The organism is Anaerorhabdus sp. (genome assembly GCF_036641015.1).
GTDB lineage: Bacteria > Bacillota_I > Bacilli_A > Erysipelotrichales > Erysipelotrichaceae > Anaerorhabdus.
Genome location: NZ_JAVWFO010000001.1, coordinates 22403 through 43943, shown reverse-complemented (window position 1 = coordinate 43943; position 21541 = coordinate 22403). Strand labels below are relative to the sequence as shown.

Sequence of the window (21541 nt, the reverse complement as noted above, 5' to 3'; positions counted from 1 at the left end):
TAAATGAGCAAATTATTGGTTCTACTTTATAGTATGAAAATATAAAAAAACCTATTTACACTTAATAGTATAAAAAGGTATTTTAATTGAATTTATTCTAGTGTTGATAGATACATCTCTAGAGCATCTATAACGCTACCATCAAATTGAATTCCTTCACATCTTCTAAGCTCCTTAATAGCATCGGGAATTGATTTAGCAACGTGATAGGGTCTAGATACAACCATTGCATCATAAGCATCTGCCACTGTGATAACACGTGATAACAAGCAAATTTCATCACCTTTAAGTCCGCGTGGATACCCAGTGCCATCGAGTTTCTCATGATGTTGATAAGCAATTTCAGCGATTGTATCGCCATAGTGTTCCTTTATCATTTCATAGGTATGTTGACTGTGTTTCTTCATAATTTCATATTCTTCATTGTTTAGCTTACTAGGTTTTAATAATATTTCTGTAGGTATTTTTGCTTTTCCAACATCATGAAATATAGCTGCAAAATAAAGGTCATCTAATTGGTCGATGCAAGTTCTTAAAAAATATACTATTCCTAAACAAAGACGACGAACTCTTATACAATGTTCTAAAGTATCACCATCTACTTTTTGAAGATTTTCTAATACCGTCATTAAATCATTTTCATCTTTTTCATAACTATTGTAGTATGGTCCAGTATTTAAATTTAAAACTTTAGCAGCTTTAGTAACACGGAAAATGTGGTTATGAAGTAGTGAATGATGAAAATAGATATCTCCTTTTTTAAGAAGTATTGTAGTTTCACCATCTAAAAATTCAATTTCTCCCTCTAAGATATAGCTAAATTCTACTAAACTTGTTTGAATAGTATAGATATATCCTACAGTTCCTTTTGGCATTATTTCAATTAGTGATTCAAAATCTTTATCTTGATAAATAAGGCATGAAGCATCACCATTAATACCGTGTAATTTATTTTTTTCATATTTTTCATTAAATATAAAACTAAGTTCTCCCATATGCGCAGTCTCCTTAGTATCTTCACATTAATAATACTCTATTTATTTATGTTCACAAGTGAAAAAAGTGATTATTGCAGGAAAAATATAGATTATTACTTAATTCTATTAAGATAATGAAATATCATACTTGACCTAAATTTGAGTAAATAGTGGAGAGCGGTAGGAATGTAAGTAATGAAGTTATAAATGTTATCACTGCGTTGTTTCAGATTATAGCAAACATAAAAAATGAATAGTGTGATAGAGAAAAGACAAGATATTGTAATAAAAGTTTGATATTTAACTGGTTTTTGGTTAAAATAGACATACAGATAACGTGACCCATACGTCTTCTGTCCGCTTTGCATAAAAACATTGGAAACTATCAGAGTGAATAAATCAAGGAACCCCGGGTTCCTTTTAGTTTGGAATGGAGGCAAAATAATGGAAGAAAATAAAATGGGAAGTATGAAAATTAACAAATTAATTATGACTATGTCTTTGCCAATTATCATATCAATGTTAGTACAAGCGCTTTACAATATTGTAGATAGTATGTTTGTTGCTAGGGTATCAGAAGCAGCACTTACTGCGGTCTCGCTATGCTATCCGATACAAATGATATTAGTAGCTGTTGCTTGTGGTACAGGTGTTGGAATTAATGCGTTATTATCAAGGAATTTAGGTCTTAGGAAACAAAAGAATGCTGAACAAGTTGCCTTGCATGGATTGATGTTGGCAGGAGTTAATGGTTTAGTTTTTGCGCTAATTGGAGTATTATTTTCTAAACAATTTTTACAATTGTTTACAACTGATCCTGAGATATTGAGTATGGGAATAAGTTACATGCAAATATGTACTATATTTTCGATAGGGGTATTTGTTCAAATTACTTATGAACGTATAATGCAATCAACTGGTAACACGGTTTATAATATGATTATTCAAGGAGTGGGAGCATTAGTAAATATAATACTTGATCCTATATTTATTTTTGGATATTTTGGATTACCGGCGATGGGTGTTACAGGAGCAGCGGTAGCAACTGTTATTGGACAATTAATAGCTATGGTTTTAGGCATAGTAATTACTAAATATAAAATTAAACTTATACAAGTACATATTAGAGAATTTAAATTTGATTTAGGATTAGTTAGAAATATTTATAAAATAGCAATTCCTGCAATTTTAATGCAATCAATAATGAGTTTTATGACTGTATTTATGAATGTAATTTTAGTTCAATTCTCTACTCTTGCGGTATCTGTGTTTAGTATTTATTATAAGTTACAACAGTTTGTATTTATGGCGGTAGCAGGAATAACCAATGCAATTATACCTATTGTTTCGTTTAATTTTGGCGCAAAAAATAAGAAACGAATAATTGAAACAATTAATTTTTCTTTGGTTTTTGCAACAATTATAATGCTTGCTGGAACCATTGTTTTCCAATTGTTTCCAGAACAATTATTATATTTATTTGATGCTAAGGAGGATATGCTTGCAATTGGTGTACCTGCATTGAGGATTATTAGTTTCTCATTTTTGTTTGCAGGTGTATCGATGATACTTTGTTCTGTATTCCAAGCATTAGATCATGGTAAAAATTCATTAATAATTACATTATTACGACAAATGATACTATTAGTTCCATGTACTTATATATTAGCTCATCAATTTGGATTGAATGTATCGTGGATTTCATTTCCAATTACAGAAGGTATTTGTTGTGTATTAAGTTTATATTATTTGCGTAAAGTTAAAAAGGAAACGATTAATAATCTAGATAAGGAAGAAGCATTATTAAATCTATAAGAGATGGGAGATAAATTCTCATCTTTTTTATTAAATAGTTGAATATTTTCGTTTATAATGTAATATCAAATTAGATAAATAAAAATAGAAGTATTAGGTAAATTATGAAAACGATATATTTGTTTCGACACACTACTCCGCAAGAAAATTCCAAATATCATAATGAAAGTATTCCTATTTCAAAACAAGGTGTTATAGAGATGAAAAATTTATTATCAGATTTGTATGATGATTTTGATAGTATTCTTTGTTCACCATATGTACGAGCAGTACAAACAGCGCAAATAATAAGTTCTAATTATTCTGTTGATGATCGCTTATGTGAAAGAAGATTAGGCATGGAAGAAGAACTTGTTGATGATTTCTGGGCTCGCCAATATTCGGATTATGATTATAAAAATATTGGCGGAGAATCACTAAATGATGTTAGAAAGAGAATGGTAGATGCGATAGACTTCTATTTGAATCGTGTTGATGATAATCAAACAATAGCGATTGTAAGCCATGCTACTGCAATATGTTCATTCCTTTTATCAAACTGTTCGATTGCTGTTACAAATGCTAAATGTAAAGAAAGAAAAATCATTTTTAATGAACGTATTATTATAGATGGTAAAATTAAAACACCAAGTTGTTTCAAATTGGTGTTTGATAATGAAAAATTAATTGACATTTCATACATTGAATAGTTATTTTCAATTTGTAACAATATCTTCAATGTAAGGGTAGTTACTTATTCCACCTAAATCATAGACATCTTTATATCCCATACTAGTTAGCTTATGCGCAACATTACGACTGCGATTACCACTGCGACAATAAACAATGATTGTGGTATCTTTGTTTGAAATTTGTGTTTCGATTTCATTTTCAATGTCATAATCAGGGATTAAAATAGAACCTTGAATATGTTTTTCTTCATATTCTTTAGGAGTTCTTACATCAAGGAGAACTACATTTTCAGATGTAGTCATTTTATCTTTGGCATCATCAGCAGAGATTGTTTTATAAGTAGTAGTAGAGCAGCCAGTGATAAATAAAAGAGTAATGATAGTAAGTTTACTTAGTATTTTCATGATTCTAAAATTAATGCTTTCTTAGGACATAGTTGCACACATTTACCACAACGAATACATTTTTCTAAATCAACAACTGGGGCATCAAAGCCATTTTGACTTAAAGCATTTACAGGACAAACTCGCATTGCTGGACATTGATGATTTTTAGGACAACGTTCATTGATAATAACTAATTTCATAATAATTTCCTCACTTTTATACTCATAGTATAAAGAAAATTAGATGAGTTTACTGTGACTTTATCACAATACTATAAAACGGGCATATTAGATTACAAATGTGTATCTTTTAGTTAAACTAATAACATAGCTATGAAAGGAAGGAGTGCTATGAAAAAAGATAGAAAAGTTGTATTAGTTGGAACAGGATTTGTCGGAATGAGTATGGCATATTCATTTTTAACAACTGGAGGAGTAGATGAACTAGTCCTTATTGATGTAGATAAAGAAAAAGCGTTAGGTGAAGCGATGGATTTACAACATGGGTTACCATATGCTAGAAATAAAATTATTATAAAAACAGGTGATTATGAGGAATGTAATGATGCTGAAATTGTTGTTATTACAGCAGGTACAGCACAAAAACCAGGTCAATCACGTTTGGATATGACATCTGTTAATGCAAAGATTATAAAATCAATTACTGAAAGTGTAATGAATTCAGGATTTGATGGCATATTAGTGATAGCCTCAAATCCAGTTGATATTATGACTTATGTTGCATGGAAGGTTTCTGGATTGGTAAAAGAAAGAGTAATAGGTTCTGGGACTATATTAGATACAGCACGTTTACGTTATCTCATGAGTGAATATTTAAGTATTTCTACAAATAATATTCATGCATATATCATGGGAGAACATGGTGATTCAAGCTTTGTGCCTTGGACACATGCCTATGTAGGAAGCAAATGTTTACTCGAACTTTTAGATGAAAAAGGAAAAGATTTGAACGATTTAAATGATATTTATCACCAAGTGCAACAGGCAGCATATGAAATTATTAATCGAAAAAAAGCGACTTTCTATGGAATTGGATTGGCGCTCAATCGTTTAGTACAAGCTATACTCAACGATGAGCATACAATTCTTACGGTATCTGCTTATCAAGATGGCGAGTATGGATGGAATGATATGTATATTGGTGTTCCTGCGATAGTTGGGCATAATGGTATTGAATCCATTGTAAAAATTCCACTTAATGAAGTTGATCAAGGAAAGTTTGATGCAAGTGCTAAAACACTTAAAGATATAAAAGAAGAAGTAGTTAATGTTAATTTGAAGTAATCAATTGATTGCTTCTTTTTTTAAATTTTGTTGACATTTAACTGTGTCTATACAATAATAACAGTGAGGAGAGATTATGATACTTAAAATTGATGAAAAATCTAATATACCTAACTATCTTCAATTGATTATGCAAATCAAAGAAAAGATTTTTAGTGGTGTATTGAAGGAGAATGATCAACTTCCATCAATTAGAAGTTTGGCGAAAGAATTGAATATCGCTATCATCACAATCAAACGAGCTTATGATGACTTGGAGAGAGAAGGTTACGTTGAAACAAGACAAGGTAAAGGATGCTTTGTCAAAAAAGTATCCCTCAATAAACTTAAGGATTTAAAAGAACAAGAGACAAGTGAAAAACTAAAAAATATTATTGAAGAAGCAAAAAAATATGGATTAAGTAATGATGAGTTGAAGAATATTATTAATAGTATATTGGAGGACTAAACTATGACTGAGTATGCATTAGAATTAAATGATTTAGCTGTTAGCTATAATAATTTTAAACTATATATTCCTAATTACTGTGTTAAAAAGGGTTATGTTACAGGATTGATTGGGCGAAATGGCTCTGGTAAAACAACGATGATTAATGGCTTTTTAGAATTAATTAGACGCAATAGAGGAGATATAAAAATATTAGGTATGAATTTCGAGGATAATGGACTTGAAATAAAGGACAGAATTGCGTATGTTAACGATCAATTTTATTATCCTTTATCAATGACTGGAGAACGTTTAGCATCAGAACTAGGTCCGTTTTATAGTAATTTTGATATATTATATTTTAAAAATTTGTGCAAAAAGTTGGATGTATCCTTAGACACTAAATTCAAAAGTTTATCATTAGGAATGAAAATGAAAATATCAATTGCGTTTAGTTTAGCACATCATCCGGATTTCATTATTCTTGATGAACCAACATCAAATCTTGATCCAATTTCAAGGCATCAAGTTTTAGATTTAATTTATGATATTATGCAAGATGAAAGTAAAACCGTTTTATTTTCAACACACATTACATCTGATTTAGATAAAATTGCAGATGAAGTTACATTAATTGATGATGGCGAAATTGTATTTTCAATGAATAAGGATCATATCCAAGAAGAAAACCAAATTGTATTTGGTGAAGGCACCATACCAGATGATTTAAAAAAAGTTTGTAGAAGTATTGAAGAAACTAAAGATGGTTTTAAAGCATTGTGCACGCAAAGCTCTAAATTTATAAATAATCCAAAATATCAATTTAAAAAAGCATCAATAGAAGATATTATGATTTATTGGGGGTTATGATATGAAACCTTACTTTACATATTGGAAAAATAAATGTATGTGGCGTTGGGCAGTTGCAATATTTACAATTGGTTTTATTGGATTGTGTGATCCTAGTTTACTTTTGGCTGTTGGTGCGCTTGGAATTTGTTTATTTACTGTGGGTGAATCAACCCGATTTGATTATGGATCTAACTTTGATTTTTTAGATACAAACGGAAGTAAATATTTACAAATATTGCCAATAGATAAAAACAAACAATTTTCTCTTTATTTTATAAGTTCATTTGCATTAACAATTGTAGGAGTATGTATTATTGGTTTATGTAGTTTGACTAAAGTATATCCATATAGTGTAAATGCTGTAATACTGTTTTTGGCGATAGTTATCAGCTTTTATTGGATATATTTCGTGCTTGAAAATATGATGTTTAAAAATAATTGTTTTTTAAATAATTGTCGATTTGGATATATATTATCGTTAATGTATTTAAACTTTCTATTATTGGTTGTATATTATTTTAAAACGCAAATATTAGTTTTTGATAAATTTTTCTTAATGATATTAGTTTCATTTATATTTCCATTTATGGTAGCGTTATTTAAACTTTTTGTGCAAACGTATTCAAATAGTAAAAATCTTGAATTAAGCAATAAAAAAATGGAAAATAAAATTAGTCAATTAAGTCGGTTTTCTAAATATAACCTTGATAATCAAAAAGTTGCGATAACTGGATTTTCGTTTTGGTTATATCAAATTTTCATAACATTCTCTAATTATGGTAAATTTTCAATGATGTCATTAACAACGGTTTATGTTCTATTTATTCTATTATTTTCGATTTCGTTATATGCAACATATGAGTATCATTTTAATAGGGCGACATATTTAAAACTTGTGCCAATATCTAGAGAAAGAATGTTTGATGCAATTGTATATAGTTTTGTTAAGAACATAATTATTATATTAATTACAGTTGGAGTAACACTCATTAGTTTAAAATTGTTATTTAATATTCAATTAATAAATTTCAACTTAGTATCAATTGGAGATGCATTAATTTATGCTATGACTATACTTTTGATATTCTATTTCGTAACAAAAGGGTTTATTAATAATGATATGTTTTTTGATGGTATATTCATTTTTCTGATTTGTATTGTAATGGTTGTATTTTATAATAATTTAGTTAGCTACTTTTCAAATATCTATATCATTTTGGTGCCTGCAATAACCATTTTAACTATAATTATCTATAAAAAATTACGTGAAAATTTATATCGGTCAGTCTATAGATAGACATTCATTGCATTGCTTTCAAAACTGTTGCAAAACAAGTTAATGTTTAAAATAGAGTAAATAATCTAACTCAATATATCCTACATAACTACTATTGTTTAAGTATTATGGCTATGACTTGGATACAGCATGAATATTTATTAATTGTATTAAAGTAATGTTATCTTGGCTGATTTATAAACGAAGTTGTTTTATTTTACTTCGTTTTACCTAGTTTATGTTGTTAAAATAGCATTTTTGAGTTAATATTTATGATATACAAATGTGCATTTTTAAACATGATTAAGGGGTGCTACTATGGCAAAATTCAGTTTTTTTAACTCATTCAAAAAGCAAGAAGAGGTAAAACCAAGCGATATTCAAATCGAAATAGAAGAAAAAGAGAAGAATATTGAAAAATTGGAACACGAGTTAGAACATTCAGGAGATTTTTTAAATGGTGTTCAGAAGGTTCAAAATATCGAATATAATGCGCGTAAAAAACAAGTTAATCAAGCTAAACGTGATATTGAAAAGGCAATGGATGACATTGATGCTGAATCAGGAGAAATCCAAGAAAAAATTAATGTCTTAGCAACTAAATCTGAAAAAGCAGCTAAAGAAGTAAATAAGAAAAAAGCTGTTATTTTAAGTGATGCTGACAAAAAGAATAAAATATTAAAAGAACAACTTGCTAAAAAAGAAAAAGAAATATACGATGAAATTCAGTCAATCAAACAATCCCAAGACAAATTATTCTTAAAAGAACGTAATCGTTTAATACAAGAAACTGAAGAAATCAAAGAAAGTCTAAAATCTGCATCGGCTATTGAATGTGAAAAGAAGAAAAAAGAAATTAAGAAACTTGAAACACACATTGAGAAATTAAAGAAAAACTTTGATAAGAAGGTTATTGAATTAGAAAACAGTCTTAGCGAAGCACTTAAAAATGAAGAAATTACATATGAAGGTTATAAACAAGAAATTGAGAATACAAAAGAGAATAACTTAGCGCAACTTGAACATAAGAAGCAAGAACTTGCTACTAAAATAAATCAATGGGCAGCAAGTTTTGATGATTTTGCACTTAGTAACCAAGCTTTTATCGATGGTAAAAAAGCAGAACTTGATTTACTTGATAAACATGAAAAAAGTTTAAAAGACTTACTAAAACAAAAAATTGAAAAATATGAAGTGATTAGACGTAATTTGGAAGATAATCAACTTGCTCGCATTAAAGAATTAGAAAATTCCCATAACCATGCGCAAAATGAACTTGCTGGAAAGCAAAATCAATTTCGTATTTTAAGTGATACTTATAAGAAGGAAGTAGAAAACTTCACTAATTTAAGAGCAACTGAACAAGAACAAACACAACAATTAATTGAAAAACTAGGCCGTGAATTTGAGCAATTCCAACAAGACATTGTATTAAAAACTAATGGATTGGATACTAAACTTAAGGAAGAAGCTGATTCAATCTATGAATTTTATCGTGGATTGCTTGCGAGTGAGGAAGAAAAACTTAATGGTAATATTAGTTTCTTAAAGGAAGATCTACGTCGTGATGAAGAAAAGTTACAATTAGGAAAGAAAGAACTAGAAGCTAAGGAATTAACACTTGAAAGCACACACTATCAACGTCTAAATGAAATCAAAGATCGTATATTAAAGTGCCAAACAGATATTAAAAATGCAGAAATTGAACATAATAATTATTTAATCAAACTAAGTGCACAATTCGAAAGCGATGTACTATTAATTCAAGAACAACTTAAAGAACAAGAAGCTGTTTTTGCACAAAAACGTGTTGAAATTGATGAACAAGTTGAAGGTTATATTAAAAATTTAGAAAATAAACAAGTTGAAGTTAACTTAATACAACAAAATAATGATGAAGAAGTTAATCGTCTTGAAAATCAAATTAAGCTTATTAAGGAAGAACACAGTACTGAAATCGATAATAAGAATGAAATTATTGAAGGATTAAAAAAAGAAATAGAATTATTAAATGAAAAAATGATTCCTTTAGAAGCACTTCGTGAAGAAGAAAGAAGTAAACATGAAGCTTGTGTATTAGCTTTTGAAGCAAGAAGAGAAGAATTAATTAGTGCTCATACAGCTAAAATTGATGAATCAAAAGATAAATTCCAAAAGAAAATGGAAGAATTCGAACAAAAAGTTCTTGCTAAAAAAGATGAAATGCAAGCTAAGTATGAAGAAAACATTAAAGAAATTCAAAAAGAGCATAAGGAACGTGTTGCTGAATTACAAAGAAATAGTGATGTTTTCATTGAACAAATATCAAATGAAATTCATGATACGCAAAACAAGATAAATACTATTATTCCAGAGTTTGAAAAACAAATCGAACAAGAGAATCGTATTTTAGCTGAAACAGGCAAAAACTTTGATAGCTTAAAAGAGAAAAATGCTAATGAATTAGAATCATTTAAGCATAACAATGATAAGAAATTAAACAAAATTAAGGAAAATGCTCAAACAACAGTAGAGAAAATCGTTAAGAGTATTGATGAACATAGAAAAAATGCTGAAGAAAGAATTAGTGAAATAAATAGTGAGATTAGTCGCTTAACTGATGAGGAAAAGACATTAATTACAAATATGGCTGTACTTCAAGAGGAATACGAAGCTAATAAAAATGATTTAATTAAAAAGAACAGCGTTGCACTTGAAGAGCATTTGCAACAAATTAATGATTTTGAGCATGCAATTGATAATAAACGAATTGAAATTCGTAATATTGATGCAAATTTACGTGACATAATTAGTCATTATAAATCAGATGAACAAGATGAGAATCAAAAACTTATCAAGTTAAGAAATGAATTAGCTACTGAGTTAAATGAACAAGCACAAGAAGTTGAACGCTCTATTGCTCAATTGGAAGTGCAAAAAGATGAACGAATTGATTATTTACGCTCTGAATATGAACTAGCACGTAAGACAATATCTAATAAAATGAATTCAGAATTAATCGACATTCAACGTAATATGGAAGACGAGAAGAATAGAATTCTTCAAGAACAATCTGTATTAGAAGCTACATATGCAAATAAAGTAAGAGAAAATGAACAAGCTCTTAGTAAAATTCAAGAACAAGTTAAACTTGTTACTCAAGAAATGGAAAAAACAGAAGAAAGCCATAAAAATGAAATGGCACTTCTTCAAGAGGACTTTGAACATCATAAAGCTCAACTTGAATATGAAGCAGAAGTTGCTAGAGAGTCTAATATTAAAAATTTCAATGAATTAAAAGATGAGTTGAGTGCACAATTAAATCAAGTTGAAATTGAAAAAATTCAACTTAAAAATGCGGTTGATGCTAAAATTAGACAACAAGAAACAAAAAAAGAAATGATTGAAAAGTTTATCGCGGACTATGAGCGCAATAATAAGATTCATATGGAAGACCGTGAAAGAGAGATTTCTAATTATCAATCAATGGTTGATAGACTTAATGCAAATATTGAAGAATTACAAAATGAATTAGATCAAACTAAACAAATAAATGAGCAAAAAATTCAAGAAATCAAAAATGCTCAGGAAGATGTTGATAAAGAAATTACTCATATTATTGCAATGCGTAATGAAAATTATCAAAAAGCAATCGAACAAGTAAATACGCAACATGAACAACTTATTCAAGAATTTATTCGTGAACAAGATGAAAAACAAGAAGTTATTGCACTTCAAAATGATGAAATTCTAAATGGCTTTATTAAAAACTATGAGGATTATAAAGCGCAACTTGCAAAGCAACTTGCTGATAAACAAGCAGATATTAATGAATATGTTCGTCAAGAAGAAGAAAAACTTGAGGCTGAAAAAACTCGCTTTGAAGCTCTTGTGAATCGTTTGAACAATGAAGAAGCTAAACGTATTGAAGAAAGAGATATTGAAAAAGAAAACTTCAAAAAATTCTGGGATGAATCTTTAAGTGCTATTCGTCAACGTATCAAATTATCTGCTGAAAAAATGCAAGAAGAAGAAAAAGCAATTAGAAATCAATATAATCCTGAAATTAATCGACTAATTAATGAAAATGAGTCTTTAAAGAAACAAGAAGAACAAGTTAGTCAAAGTATTCATGATTTAGAAGAAAAACTTGAACAACGTAAGTTTCAAGATGAACAAAGATTACGCAAATATGAGGAAGAATGTGAACAAAATCTTGTTAACATTGAAAACCTTATTAAAGATAGACAAGCTAAAATTGATTCTTACAAACAAAGTATTGATTTAGAAGTTGAAAGATTTGTTCAAACAAGAAATCAAGAAGAGGAAAAACTTCAAGCAATTCGTCAGTCTAAATTGGAATTATTAGAAGAAGAAAAAGCTAAAATTAATGATGTAATTGATAAGCAACAAAAGATTTTTGAAAAGCTTTCAGAAAAGAAGAAAGCATCAATTGAAGAAGAAAATCGTAAAAATAACAAGATTCTTGAAAAAGAACTTCAACGTATAGAAAAAGAAAAAGAAGCAGCTGGCGAAGAGTTTGAATTGTCACTTGATGAGTTGGACAAACAAATACGTGAAAAAGAAGAACGTTACGAGAAGTTGTTGAACGAACAAATTGTTAAGAATGAAGCATATATTCAAGAATATAAGGATGCATTACGTAAACGACAAAATAACGAAGAAAACTATGATGCAGCTGAATTTGAAAACGTAAGTAATATTCGAGATGAACTTATGGAAAATGAAAAACATGCTAAGGATGAATTTACTGATCGTATTGCTGCAACTAAGAATAGTTTCTTAGAGGAAATTTACTCATTACAAGATGATAACAACAAGGTATTAAGACGTTTCAATGCACTTAAGAAGAAATATGAGTCATTAGATGAAATTTATAAATCAAACTCTAGTTCTGTATCTTATGCAGATGTACTTGAGGGATATGAAGATAAAATAATTGCTCGAAAGAATAGATTAAGTGAACTGGAAGCAGAAGAATCTAAATTGCGTAAAGAAAAAGCTGGTAAAATAGCGAATCAATCAGAAATTTATGATGAAATGGTACGAAAACATCAAAAATTACTGAATGATATTGAGCAAGAAATAGCTAGTGAACAACATCGTCTTATTGAATTTGAAAATGAAATGAGCGAAAAGCGTCGTCTTGACAAAGAATTAGAAATTAAAAATAAGAATTTATTTGCAAAGAAATTAGATTATCTAAGACAAAAAATGTTTGATAATTAATAGAAGAACCTTCAACTTGTTTGAAGGTTCATTTTTGAGGAAGAGTATGAAAAGTTACTATGATGAAATACTAGAAACAATCGAAAACCATATTAAAAATAAGGAATATGATGAAGCAAAATCACTTATATTGTCGGAGTTGAAAATGCCTTATGTGCCTGTGGAGTTCGAAAAAAAATTAGAAGAGTTAAATAAAGACATTAAATCAGAAAGTGGTAATCAAGTAATTCGCGAATTAAGTGAACAAGATATAGAGAAATACCTGTTTGCTGATGATGAATTACAACTGGTTGCGGTTAATAAGTTAAATACATTGAATTTGAGAAACTATTTGGAACTTATTAGTAAATACTTAGCAAGTAAACCTAATCCTTCTGCGGCAGCATTACTAATTGACTCATGCATTGAACAGAAAATTGATGAGACTTTAATTTATCAAAAAGATGAAATTGATTATGAGTTTACACCAGTATGTTGTTTAAGACCTTTTGAATCTGATGGATTTAATGAAGCACAATCTTATTTAGAAGAGTGGTTTTCTAATGAAGATCCTTCGTTTTATGAGTTTTGTTTACAGCAACTTATTCATGAATGCTTTGATTACTTACCTTTAAGCTATGAATTAGAAGAAGGTTATGAATTAGCGTTAATGATAACGAAGTTTGTGTTGAATCTTACTAATCGCAGTAATGAGTGGGATAATCTTGAAAAAAAGCTTAAATTTAGGCAAGAAACACCTAAAAATCACTTACTTTCATAAAATGGTGTTAAATTAAGCAAAAAGAATGCATATTACTTCTCAACTTATTTGAAATTGAGGATAATTTTGTTATAATAGTTAGGCTGAACATTTAGGAGGAAATAGCAATGTCAACTTGGAATATTATTGAAAAATCTAAAGGTGAATTAAAAGTAACAATTGAAGGGCAAGAATGGAAAGATGCTCAAAAGAAAGCTTTCGATAAATTAGCGCAAAATGTGGAAATCCCTGGTTTTAGAAAAGGGCATGCTCCAAAAAATATGATTGAGAAAAACATTTCTTCAAATAATGTAATGGTTGAAGCAATTGAAAGTATTGCTAATCAATTATTACAAGATGGAATTAAGGAGTTTGATTTATGGCCTGTAGCAAGACCTGAATTAGCAATTGATGACATGAATGAAGAAAAAGCTGACATCCGCTTCATTATTGTGGTTAAACCTGAAGTAACTTTAGGTCAATACAAAGAATTACCATATAGTGAAGAAGTATCAGAGGTTAGTGATGAAGAGGTTAATAATGAATTAACTCGTTTACAAGAAAACTATGCTGATATGATTACAAAAGAAGGCGCTGTTGAAAATGGCGATACTGCTGTAATTGATTTTGAAGGATTTAAAGATGGTGTAGCATTTGAAGGCGGTAAAGCTGAAGGACATCACTTAGTAATTGGTTCAGGAAGCTTTATTCCAGGATTTGAAGAACAACTAATTGGTGCTGTTGCTGGCGATGATAAAGATGTTAATGTTACATTCCCTGAAAATTACCAAGCAGAAGAACTAAAAGGAGCACCTGTTACATTCAAAGTAAAAGTACATGAAGTTAAGAGTAAGCAATTACCTGAACTTAATGATGAATTTGCTAAAGATGTAAATGCACCTAATGTAGAAACTCTTGAAGATTTAAAAAATCTAATTAAGAAAGATTTAGGGGAAAACAAAAAAACTCAAGCAGAAAATAATGCTATGAATGATTTGATCACTAAAGTAGTAGATGGTGCTACTGTTGACATTCCACAAGAAATGATTGAAGATGAAACTAATCAACTAGTAAATGACTTTGCAAATCGTTTACAACAACAAGGTTTCGGACTTGATCAATTCATGCAAATGACTGGTCAAACAATGGAACAAATTCGTGAGCAAATGGGGAAAGATGCTGAAAACAAAGTTAAATTGCGTTTAGTTCTTGAAGCTATTGCTAAAGCTGAAAAGATCGAAGTTAATGACGATGAAGTTGAAACTGAATTCAACGGAATTGCTGAGCAATATAAGATGGAAGTATCAAAAGTTAAAGAATTGATTCCTTCATCTAGCTTGGCAGAAGATATTCGTATTCGTAAAGCTTACGATCTAATCAAAGATACAGCTACTAAATAAGACGCATTGCGTCTTATTTTGTCTTATGATGGAGGTTAAAATATGAAGAATAAGAGCTTACAAGTTACGATTCCAGTAGTTTGTACTAGAGGAATTGTAATATTTCCTAACCAAGATGTAGTAATTGAGGTTGGAAGAGAAAAAAGTGTTAATGCAGTAGAAGAATCACAAAATCATTATGAAGGACATGTTTGGGTTGTATGTCAAAATGACATTATGATTGATAGTCCAACACTTGATAATATTTATAAATTTGGTACTTTATGTCACATAAAAACAATTCGTAAAAAAGATGGTTTTATGCGTGTAACATTTACTGGTTTAGAAAGAGCTGAACTTGTTGATTATATCGATGGTGAGAAATTAACAATGGCTACAATTCAACCATTATCTAATATAGCAGGAGATGAAATAGAAGAACTTGCTTTAGTAAAAAGAGTTGCAATGGAATTTGAAAATGTTGCGAATACAACTACTAATTTTCCACCAGAAGTTATTGCACAATTAACTAAAGGAGTTAGTGCTGTAATTTTGGCAGATCAATTTGCACAATATTTTCCTTTGTCATTAGATAAAAAACAACAATTATTAGAAACATTAAATGTGAATGAACGTTTGATGTTAATTATTAGCGAACTTGAAAAAGAAAAAGAGTTATCTAAAGTTGAAACAAGCATTAATGAAAAAGTAAGAGAGCGTATCGAAGAGGGACAACGTGAATATTATTTGCGTGAAAAAATGCGTGCTATTAAAGAAGAATTAGGTGATGTATCTAATTTTACTGATGATACTGCAGAATTACGTGAAATGATTGAAAAAAATCCGTATCCTGAACATGTTAAACAAAAAGCACTTGAAGAATTGCAACGATATGAAATGTTGCCTGCATCTTCTGGGGAAGCTTCCGTTGTAAGGACATATCTTGATTGGTTATTGAAAACACCTTGGTATGGAATGACAGAAGACAACGAAAATTTGAATTCAGTTCAAGATAGACTTAATCAATATCATTATGGTCTTGGTAAAGTTAAAGACAGAATTATGGAATATTTAGCAGTTAAACAAATGACTAAGAGTTTAAATTCACCTATATTATGTTTAGTAGGTCCTCCTGGAGTAGGAAAAACATCTCTTGGTAAATCTATTGCAAAATCGCTTGATCGTAGATTTGTGAAGATGTCAGTTGGTGGTGTTAAGGATGAATCTGAAATTAGAGGACATCGTCGTACTTATTTAGGAAGTATGCCTGGAAGAATTATTCAAGGTATGAAAAAAGCAGGTGTTATTAATCCTGTATTCCTAATTGATGAAATAGATAAGTTAGGTTCTGATTACAAAGGTGATCCAAGTAGTGCGATGTTAGAAGTATTAGATCCAGAACAAAATGCTTTCTTTTCGGATCATTATTTAGAAGAACCATATGATTTAAGTAATGTTATGTTCATTGCGACTGCCAATTATTTAGAAGATATTCCTGCAGCGTTACGTGACCGTTTAGAAATCATTCAATTATCTAGTTACACAGAAGTTGAAAAAGTTAAAATTGCTTTGAATCATCTAGTTCCTAAGCAAATAATTATGAATGGTTTAAAACAAAATCAATTTAAACTTGAAGAGAATGAATTACTATTCATTATTAGACACTACACAAGAGAAGCAGGGGTACGTCAATTAGAACGTGTTATTGCATCTTTGTGTCGTAAGTCAGTTCTTTTAGTGTTAAAAGAGAAGAAAAAATCAATTAAAGTTACAAAAAAACTAATTCTTGAATGGCTTGGAAAAGAAATGTTTGAATATGGTCAAAAAGAAAAGAAGAATCAAGTGGGCGTTGTAACTGGTTTAGCATATACACAATTCGGTGGTGACGTATTACCTGTTGAAGTTACTTACTTTGATGGAAAAGGGAGATTTATCGTGACCGGTCAATTAGGCGATGTTATGAAAGAATCTACATCGATTGCATTAGATTATATTAAATCAAATGCTAAGAAATATAAAATTGATCCTAAGTTTTTTGATTCACATGATATTCATATCCATGTACCTGAAGGGGCAGTACCAAAGGATGGTCCGAGTGCAGGAATTACCTTAACTACCGCATTAGTTTCAGCTATTACAGGTATAGCAGTGCGATCAGATTTAGCCATGACTGGTGAGGTCACACTAAGAGGTAATGTTCTACCGATAGGTGGATTAAGAGAGAAAAGTCTTGCTGCTCATCGTGTGGGAATCAAACATATAATTATTCCAAAGAGTAATTTAAAAGATTTAGATGAAATACCTGATACTGTTAAAGAGAACGTTCAATTTATCCCGGTTGAATCTATGGAACAAGTATTAAAGGAAGCTCTTGTACAATGAAATACCATGAGGTAGAGTTTCTAACTAGTTCACCAAAAATTGAGGATTGTCCAATAAGTGATTTACCTGAATTTGTATTAGCTGGTCGCAGTAATGTCGGGAAATCTTCATTAATAAATGCATTAGTAAATCGTAAAAATGCAGCATATGTTGGTAATACTCCAGGGAAAACAAGATTTCTTAATTTCTTTAAAGTAGATAATAAATATATGTTAGTTGATGTACCAGGATATGGATTTGCACATCGAAGCCAAAAGGAATTAGTTCAGTTTGGTGAAATGATGGATGGATATTTTAGTAATCGTAAAAACTTAAAAGCATTAATACTTATTGTAGATTATCGACATAAACCAACGAATGATGATGTTACAATGATTGATTATGCAAGAGAATTGCACATGAATATTCTTGTATGTGCGACTAAAAAAGATAAATGCAAAAGAAGTGAGTTAGCAAAGTTAAAAAAATGTATAAGTGAGACTTTAAATGTTCCTTTAAGTAATATTATTGATTTCAGTAGTATTACAAAAGAAGGTGTAGATTCTCTTTGGGATTCTATAGATAATATGCTTAATAATGAATCAAATATTGACATTTAACTATAGATTGATAAAATTATCTTAATAACTTTGATTAGAAGGAAGTAAATAGTTAGTGACAAATAGAGAAGTCTTGGTTGCTGAAAAAGACTCGCATAACTATTGAATAGTAGTCTATGAGTTGGTTCTCTAAGTAAATAGGAGAATCCGTATACTTGCGTTAAAAGTTTGAGTGCATAGTTTTATACTATGAATTAAGGTGGTACCGCGTAATTTAACGTCCTTTTATATTAAAGGGCGTTTTTATATTGGTAGGAGGAAAATATGACAATATATAAAGAAACAGAAAGACTTATTATTAGACCAATAACAATCAATGATGCTAAAGATATGTATGAATATGCAAGTGATGATGAAACCATTGAATATTTGACATTTCCAAAGCATTCATCAATTGAAGCTAGTAAAGAAGTGTTAGAAAAATTCTTTTTGCATCGCGAAAGTCCAACGATGTTTGAAGCAACTTGTATTGAACTTAAAGAAAATCATGAAATGATTGGTATGTGTGAATTTGTACATTATTTTCCAGATGAGAAAACAGCTGAAATCGGATATGTACTCAAGAAAAAATATTGGGGTAAAGGTTATATGAAAGAAGCTGTTAAAGGTTTACTTGAATTTGGTTTTAATGATTTAGAACTTAGAAGAATTGATATCGGTCATTTTGTAGAAAATACTAAGAGTCAACGTGTTATTGAAAAAGTAGGATTTCATTTTGATGGTATACTTAGACAGCAAATGAAAGATGGTAAGGGTAAATACCATGATAAAAAAATATATTCAATGTTTAAAAATGAATTTGAGGAGATAAAATAATATGAAAGAATTAAATGCAAAGTATAATCATCTTGAAGTAGAGACTGACAAGTACAATAAATGGGTTGAAAAAGGATATTTTAAAGCTGGTGATAAAAGTAAAGATCCTTTTACAATTGTAATACCACCACCAAATGTAACAGGCAAATTACATTTAGGACATGCTTGGGATAATACTTTACAAGATATTATTTCACGTTATAAACGACTACAAGGTTTTGACATGTTATATCTTCCTGGTATGGATCATGCAGGAATCGCAACTCAAGCAAAAGTTGATGCAAGACTTAAAGATGAAGGTATTAGTCGTTATGATTTAGGAAGAGAAAAATTCTTGGATCGTGCTTGGCAATGGAAGGAAGAATATGCAGGTCATATCCGTGAACAATGGGCAAAACTTGGTAACTCTGTTGACTATTCACGTGAACGTTTTACACTAGATGAAGGTCTTAATAAAGCTGTTACAAAGGTATTCTGTGATTTATACAATGAAGGCTTAATTTACCAAGGTGAACGTATAATTAACTGGGATCCGAAAGCTAAAACAGCACTAAGTAATATTGAAGTAATTCATAAAGAAGTTGAAGGGGCTTTTTATACATTTAACTATAAGGTAGTTGAAACTAATGATTCATTTAATGTTGCAACTACTCGTCCTGAAACTATGTTTGGTGATGTTTGTGTAGTTGTTCATCCAGAAGATGAGAAATATAAACATTTAATTGGTAAACATGCAATAAACCCTGCAAATGGAGAAGCTTTACCAATTATTGCTGATGATTATATTGAAATTGGATTTGGTACAGGAGCAATGAAGTGTACACCAGCACATGACCCTAATGACTTTCAAATTGCTGAACGTCATAACTTACCGAAAATCGTTTGTATGAATCCTGATGGGACTATGAATGAATTGGCTGGTGAATTTAATGGCATGGATCGTTTTGTTTGTCGTAAAGCTTTAACAGATCGTATTGAAAAAGAAGGAAACTTAGTATCTATTGAAAAACATATTCATCAAGTTGGACATTCAGAAAGAACTGATGTTATTGTTGAACCATATTTGTCAAAACAATGGTTTGTAAAGATGAAACCACTTGCTGATGACGTATTAAAAAACCAACAAAATCTAGAACAAAAAATTAATTTTTATCCACAACGATTTGAAAATACATTTAATCAATGGTTAGAAAATATTGAAGATTGGTGTATTTCACGACAACTATGGTGGGGTCATCGTATACCTGCTTGGTATCATAATGAAACTGGTGAAATTTATGTTGGACTAGAGGCTCCAAAAGATATTGAAAATTGGACTCAAGATGAAGATGTATTGGATACATGGTTCTCAAGTGCATTATGGCCATTTAGCACATTAGGATGGCCAACTGATACCGCTGATTTGCAACGTTATTATCCAACAAACTGTATGGTAACTGGCTATGATATAATTTTCTTTTGGGTAGCTCGTATGGCTTTCCAAGCTAGACATTTTACGAATTCATATCCATTCAAAGATTGTTTAATTCATGGATTGATACGTGATGAGCAAGGTCGCAAGATGAGTAAGTCTTTAGGAAATGGAATTGATCCAATGGATGTAATTTCTGAATATGGTGTAGATTCATTAAGATTCTTCTTAACTACTAATTCTACTCCTGGACAAGATATGCGTTATGTTCCAAGTAAAGTTGAAGCTTCGTGGAATTTTATAAATAAAATTTGGAATGCATCACGATTTGTAATGATGAACATACCAGAAAAATTTAATACCTTAGAATGTAAATTAGAAAATCTTTCAATGACAGATAATTGGATATTACAAAGATTTAATCAAGTACTTGAACATACAAATATAAATATGGATAAATATGAATTTGCAATTGTTGGTAATGAACTTTATAACTTTGTATGGAATGATTTCTGTAGTTGGTATATTGAATTTAGCAAATCTGGATTAAATAGTGATAATGAAACTACTAAGCTAGCTACTATTAATACACTAGTAAGTATGTTAGATGCAATAATTAAATTATTACATCCATTCATGCCATTTGTGACGGAAGAAATTTATCAATCTTTACACAATACAGATGATTCGATTTGTGTTGCATCTTGGCCAAAACAAATTAAAGATATAGATGATAAAAAAGCAATTGAAGTAAATCAACTAATTGAAATTATAACGACTATACGTCAGATAAAAGTTGATAACGATTTAAAACCATCTACTCCATTACGTGTTATAATTCAATCATTAGGTGGAACAAACAAAGAATATGATAAGGAAGTTGCATCAATTTTAGAAAAAATGTGTAAAGCAACATGGGTTGAATTTATTGATGATGAATTAATGGTTAGACCTATTGAAGGAGGATCTTTATCTCTTCCTTTAAATGAAGTTATCAATGTTGAAGAAGAAATTTCAAAATTAAACAAAGAAAAAGAATCATTAGAAAAAGAAATTAATCGTGGCGAAAAAATGTTGTCAAATGAAAACTTTATTTCTAAAGCATCAGCAAATAAAGTTGATGAAGAAAAAAATAAGTTAGAAAACTATAAAAATCGCTATGAAATCGTATCAAATCGCTTAAAAGAATTGACTTCCAAATAAATTTATCATTAAATATTAATAGGTGATAAATATGAGGAGAAAGAACTTAAATTAGAATTAACAACTGTTATTCT

At 29.8% G+C, this 21541-nt stretch carries 16 protein-coding genes and 1 other annotated feature; of the genes, 13 read left to right on the top strand and 3 right to left on the bottom strand.

Translation table 11 applies throughout. From position 1 onward, the window contains the following. Nucleotides 1-92 precede the first annotated feature (92 nt). Complete coding sequence (locus RR430_RS00180; protein WP_332508510.1) at nucleotides 93-995, bottom strand: HD domain-containing phosphohydrolase; 903 nt, start codon at nucleotides 993-995, stop codon at nucleotides 93-95. A gap of 426 nt (nucleotides 996-1421) precedes the next feature. On the opposite strand from RR430_RS00180, the gene RR430_RS00175 reads away from it, so the two are divergent. Both RR430_RS00175 and RR430_RS00170 read left to right on the top strand, forming a co-directional pair. Further along, on the top strand, nucleotides 1422-2792 hold the full coding sequence (locus RR430_RS00175; protein WP_332508507.1) for an MATE family efflux transporter: 1371 nt from the start codon (nucleotides 1422-1424) through the stop codon (nucleotides 2790-2792). A gap of 104 nt (nucleotides 2793-2896) precedes the next feature. Then, nucleotides 2897-3481 carry a histidine phosphatase family protein gene (locus tag RR430_RS00170; RefSeq protein ID WP_332508505.1) on the top strand — a complete coding sequence of 195 codons (585 nt, stop codon included), beginning with the start codon at nucleotides 2897-2899 and terminating at the stop codon, nucleotides 3479-3481. Between the two features lie 6 nt (nucleotides 3482-3487). On the opposite strand, the gene RR430_RS00165 is transcribed toward RR430_RS00170, so the two are convergent. Both RR430_RS00165 and RR430_RS00160 read right to left on the bottom strand, forming a co-directional pair. Continuing rightward, nucleotides 3488-3868 (bottom strand): rhodanese-like domain-containing protein, encoded by a 381-nt coding sequence (locus RR430_RS00165; protein WP_332508503.1) that lies wholly within the window; start codon nucleotides 3866-3868, stop codon nucleotides 3488-3490. Then, on the bottom strand, nucleotides 3865-4050 hold the full coding sequence (locus RR430_RS00160; protein ID WP_332508501.1) for a DUF362 domain-containing protein: 186 nt from the start codon (nucleotides 4048-4050) through the stop codon (nucleotides 3865-3867). Before RR430_RS00160 ends, RR430_RS00165 begins: the two co-directional genes overlap by 4 nt. A gap of 150 nt (nucleotides 4051-4200) precedes the next feature. On the opposite strand from RR430_RS00160, the gene RR430_RS00155 reads away from it, so the two are divergent. The 11 genes from RR430_RS00155 to RR430_RS00105 all read left to right on the top strand — a co-directional run bounded on the left by RR430_RS00155 (nucleotide 4201) and on the right by RR430_RS00105 (nucleotide 21467). Further along, entirely contained in the window at nucleotides 4201-5154 is a 954-nt protein-coding gene (locus RR430_RS00155; RefSeq protein ID WP_332488159.1) for an L-lactate dehydrogenase, read from the top strand. Between the two features lie 76 nt (nucleotides 5155-5230). Next, nucleotides 5231-5602 carry a GntR family transcriptional regulator gene (locus RR430_RS00150; protein WP_332488161.1) on the top strand — a complete coding sequence of 124 codons (372 nt, stop codon included), beginning with the start codon at nucleotides 5231-5233 and terminating at the stop codon, nucleotides 5600-5602. 3 nt (nucleotides 5603-5605) lie between these two features. Continuing rightward, nucleotides 5606-6451, top strand: a complete 846-nt coding sequence (locus RR430_RS00145) for an ABC transporter ATP-binding protein (protein ID WP_332488163.1) — start codon at nucleotides 5606-5608, stop codon at nucleotides 6449-6451. A 1-nt stretch (nucleotide 6452) separates the two neighbouring features. Continuing rightward, entirely contained in the window at nucleotides 6453-7730 is a 1278-nt protein-coding gene (locus RR430_RS00140; RefSeq protein ID WP_332488165.1) for a hypothetical protein, read from the top strand. Nucleotides 7731-8027: 297 nt separating this feature from the next. Continuing rightward, on the top strand, nucleotides 8028-12938 hold the full coding sequence (locus RR430_RS00135) for a hypothetical protein (RefSeq protein ID WP_332508499.1): 4911 nt from the start codon (nucleotides 8028-8030) through the stop codon (nucleotides 12936-12938). 46 nt (nucleotides 12939-12984) lie between these two features. Then, nucleotides 12985-13698 (top strand): DUF3196 family protein, encoded by a 714-nt coding sequence (locus RR430_RS00130; RefSeq protein ID WP_332488167.1) that lies wholly within the window; start codon nucleotides 12985-12987, stop codon nucleotides 13696-13698. A gap of 107 nt (nucleotides 13699-13805) precedes the next feature. Beyond that, a complete protein-coding gene (gene tig, locus RR430_RS00125; RefSeq protein ID WP_332488168.1) occupies nucleotides 13806-15077 on the top strand; it encodes a trigger factor in 1272 nt (423 codons plus the stop codon). 42 nt (nucleotides 15078-15119) lie between these two features. Then, nucleotides 15120-17438 (top strand): endopeptidase La, encoded by a 2319-nt coding sequence (lon, locus tag RR430_RS00120; RefSeq protein WP_332488169.1) that lies wholly within the window; start codon nucleotides 15120-15122, stop codon nucleotides 17436-17438. Continuing rightward, the gene (yihA, locus tag RR430_RS00115; protein ID WP_332488170.1) at nucleotides 17435-18037 is read left to right on the top strand and encodes a ribosome biogenesis GTP-binding protein YihA/YsxC; all 603 of its coding nucleotides are present in this window, start codon (nucleotides 17435-17437) and stop codon (nucleotides 18035-18037) included. Before lon ends, yihA begins: the two co-directional genes overlap by 4 nt. Before the next feature lie 21 nt (nucleotides 18038-18058). Then, nucleotides 18059-18265 (top strand) — a binding site (T-box leader). A 36-nt stretch (nucleotides 18266-18301) separates the two neighbouring features. Then, on the top strand, nucleotides 18302-18853 hold the full coding sequence (locus RR430_RS00110) for a GNAT family N-acetyltransferase (RefSeq protein ID WP_332488171.1): 552 nt from the start codon (nucleotides 18302-18304) through the stop codon (nucleotides 18851-18853). Nucleotide 18854: 1 nt separating this feature from the next. After that, complete coding sequence (locus tag RR430_RS00105) at nucleotides 18855-21467, top strand: valine--tRNA ligase (protein ID WP_332488172.1); 2613 nt, start codon at nucleotides 18855-18857, stop codon at nucleotides 21465-21467. The last annotated feature ends 74 nt before the right edge of the window (nucleotides 21468-21541 follow it).

Bases quoted from the DNA above. Each gene is read 5' to 3' on its own strand.
- RR430_RS00180 (WP_332508510.1), bottom strand. From the start codon at position 995: ATGGGAGAACTTAGTTTTATATTTAATGAAAAATATGAAAAAAATAAA.
- RR430_RS00175 (WP_332508507.1), top strand. From the start codon at position 1,422: ATGGAAGAAAATAAAATGGGAAGTATGAAAATTAACAAATTAATTATG.
- RR430_RS00170 (WP_332508505.1), top strand. From the start codon at position 2,897: ATGAAAACGATATATTTGTTTCGACACACTACTCCGCAAGAAAATTCC.
- RR430_RS00165 (WP_332508503.1), bottom strand. From the start codon at position 3,868: ATGAAAATACTAAGTAAACTTACTATCATTACTCTTTTATTTATCACT.
- RR430_RS00160 (WP_332508501.1), bottom strand. From the start codon at position 4,050: ATGAAATTAGTTATTATCAATGAACGTTGTCCTAAAAATCATCAATGT.
- RR430_RS00155 (WP_332488159.1), top strand. From the start codon at position 4,201: ATGAAAAAAGATAGAAAAGTTGTATTAGTTGGAACAGGATTTGTCGGA.
- RR430_RS00150 (WP_332488161.1), top strand. From the start codon at position 5,231: ATGATACTTAAAATTGATGAAAAATCTAATATACCTAACTATCTTCAA.
- RR430_RS00145 (WP_332488163.1), top strand. From the start codon at position 5,606: ATGACTGAGTATGCATTAGAATTAAATGATTTAGCTGTTAGCTATAAT.
- RR430_RS00140 (WP_332488165.1), top strand. From the start codon at position 6,453: ATGAAACCTTACTTTACATATTGGAAAAATAAATGTATGTGGCGTTGG.
- RR430_RS00135 (WP_332508499.1), top strand. From the start codon at position 8,028: ATGGCAAAATTCAGTTTTTTTAACTCATTCAAAAAGCAAGAAGAGGTA.
- RR430_RS00130 (WP_332488167.1), top strand. From the start codon at position 12,985: ATGAAAAGTTACTATGATGAAATACTAGAAACAATCGAAAACCATATT.
- tig (WP_332488168.1), top strand. From the start codon at position 13,806: ATGTCAACTTGGAATATTATTGAAAAATCTAAAGGTGAATTAAAAGTA.
- lon (WP_332488169.1), top strand. From the start codon at position 15,120: ATGAAGAATAAGAGCTTACAAGTTACGATTCCAGTAGTTTGTACTAGA.
- yihA (WP_332488170.1), top strand. From the start codon at position 17,435: ATGAAATACCATGAGGTAGAGTTTCTAACTAGTTCACCAAAAATTGAG.
- RR430_RS00110 (WP_332488171.1), top strand. From the start codon at position 18,302: ATGACAATATATAAAGAAACAGAAAGACTTATTATTAGACCAATAACA.
- RR430_RS00105 (WP_332488172.1), top strand. From the start codon at position 18,855: ATGAAAGAATTAAATGCAAAGTATAATCATCTTGAAGTAGAGACTGAC.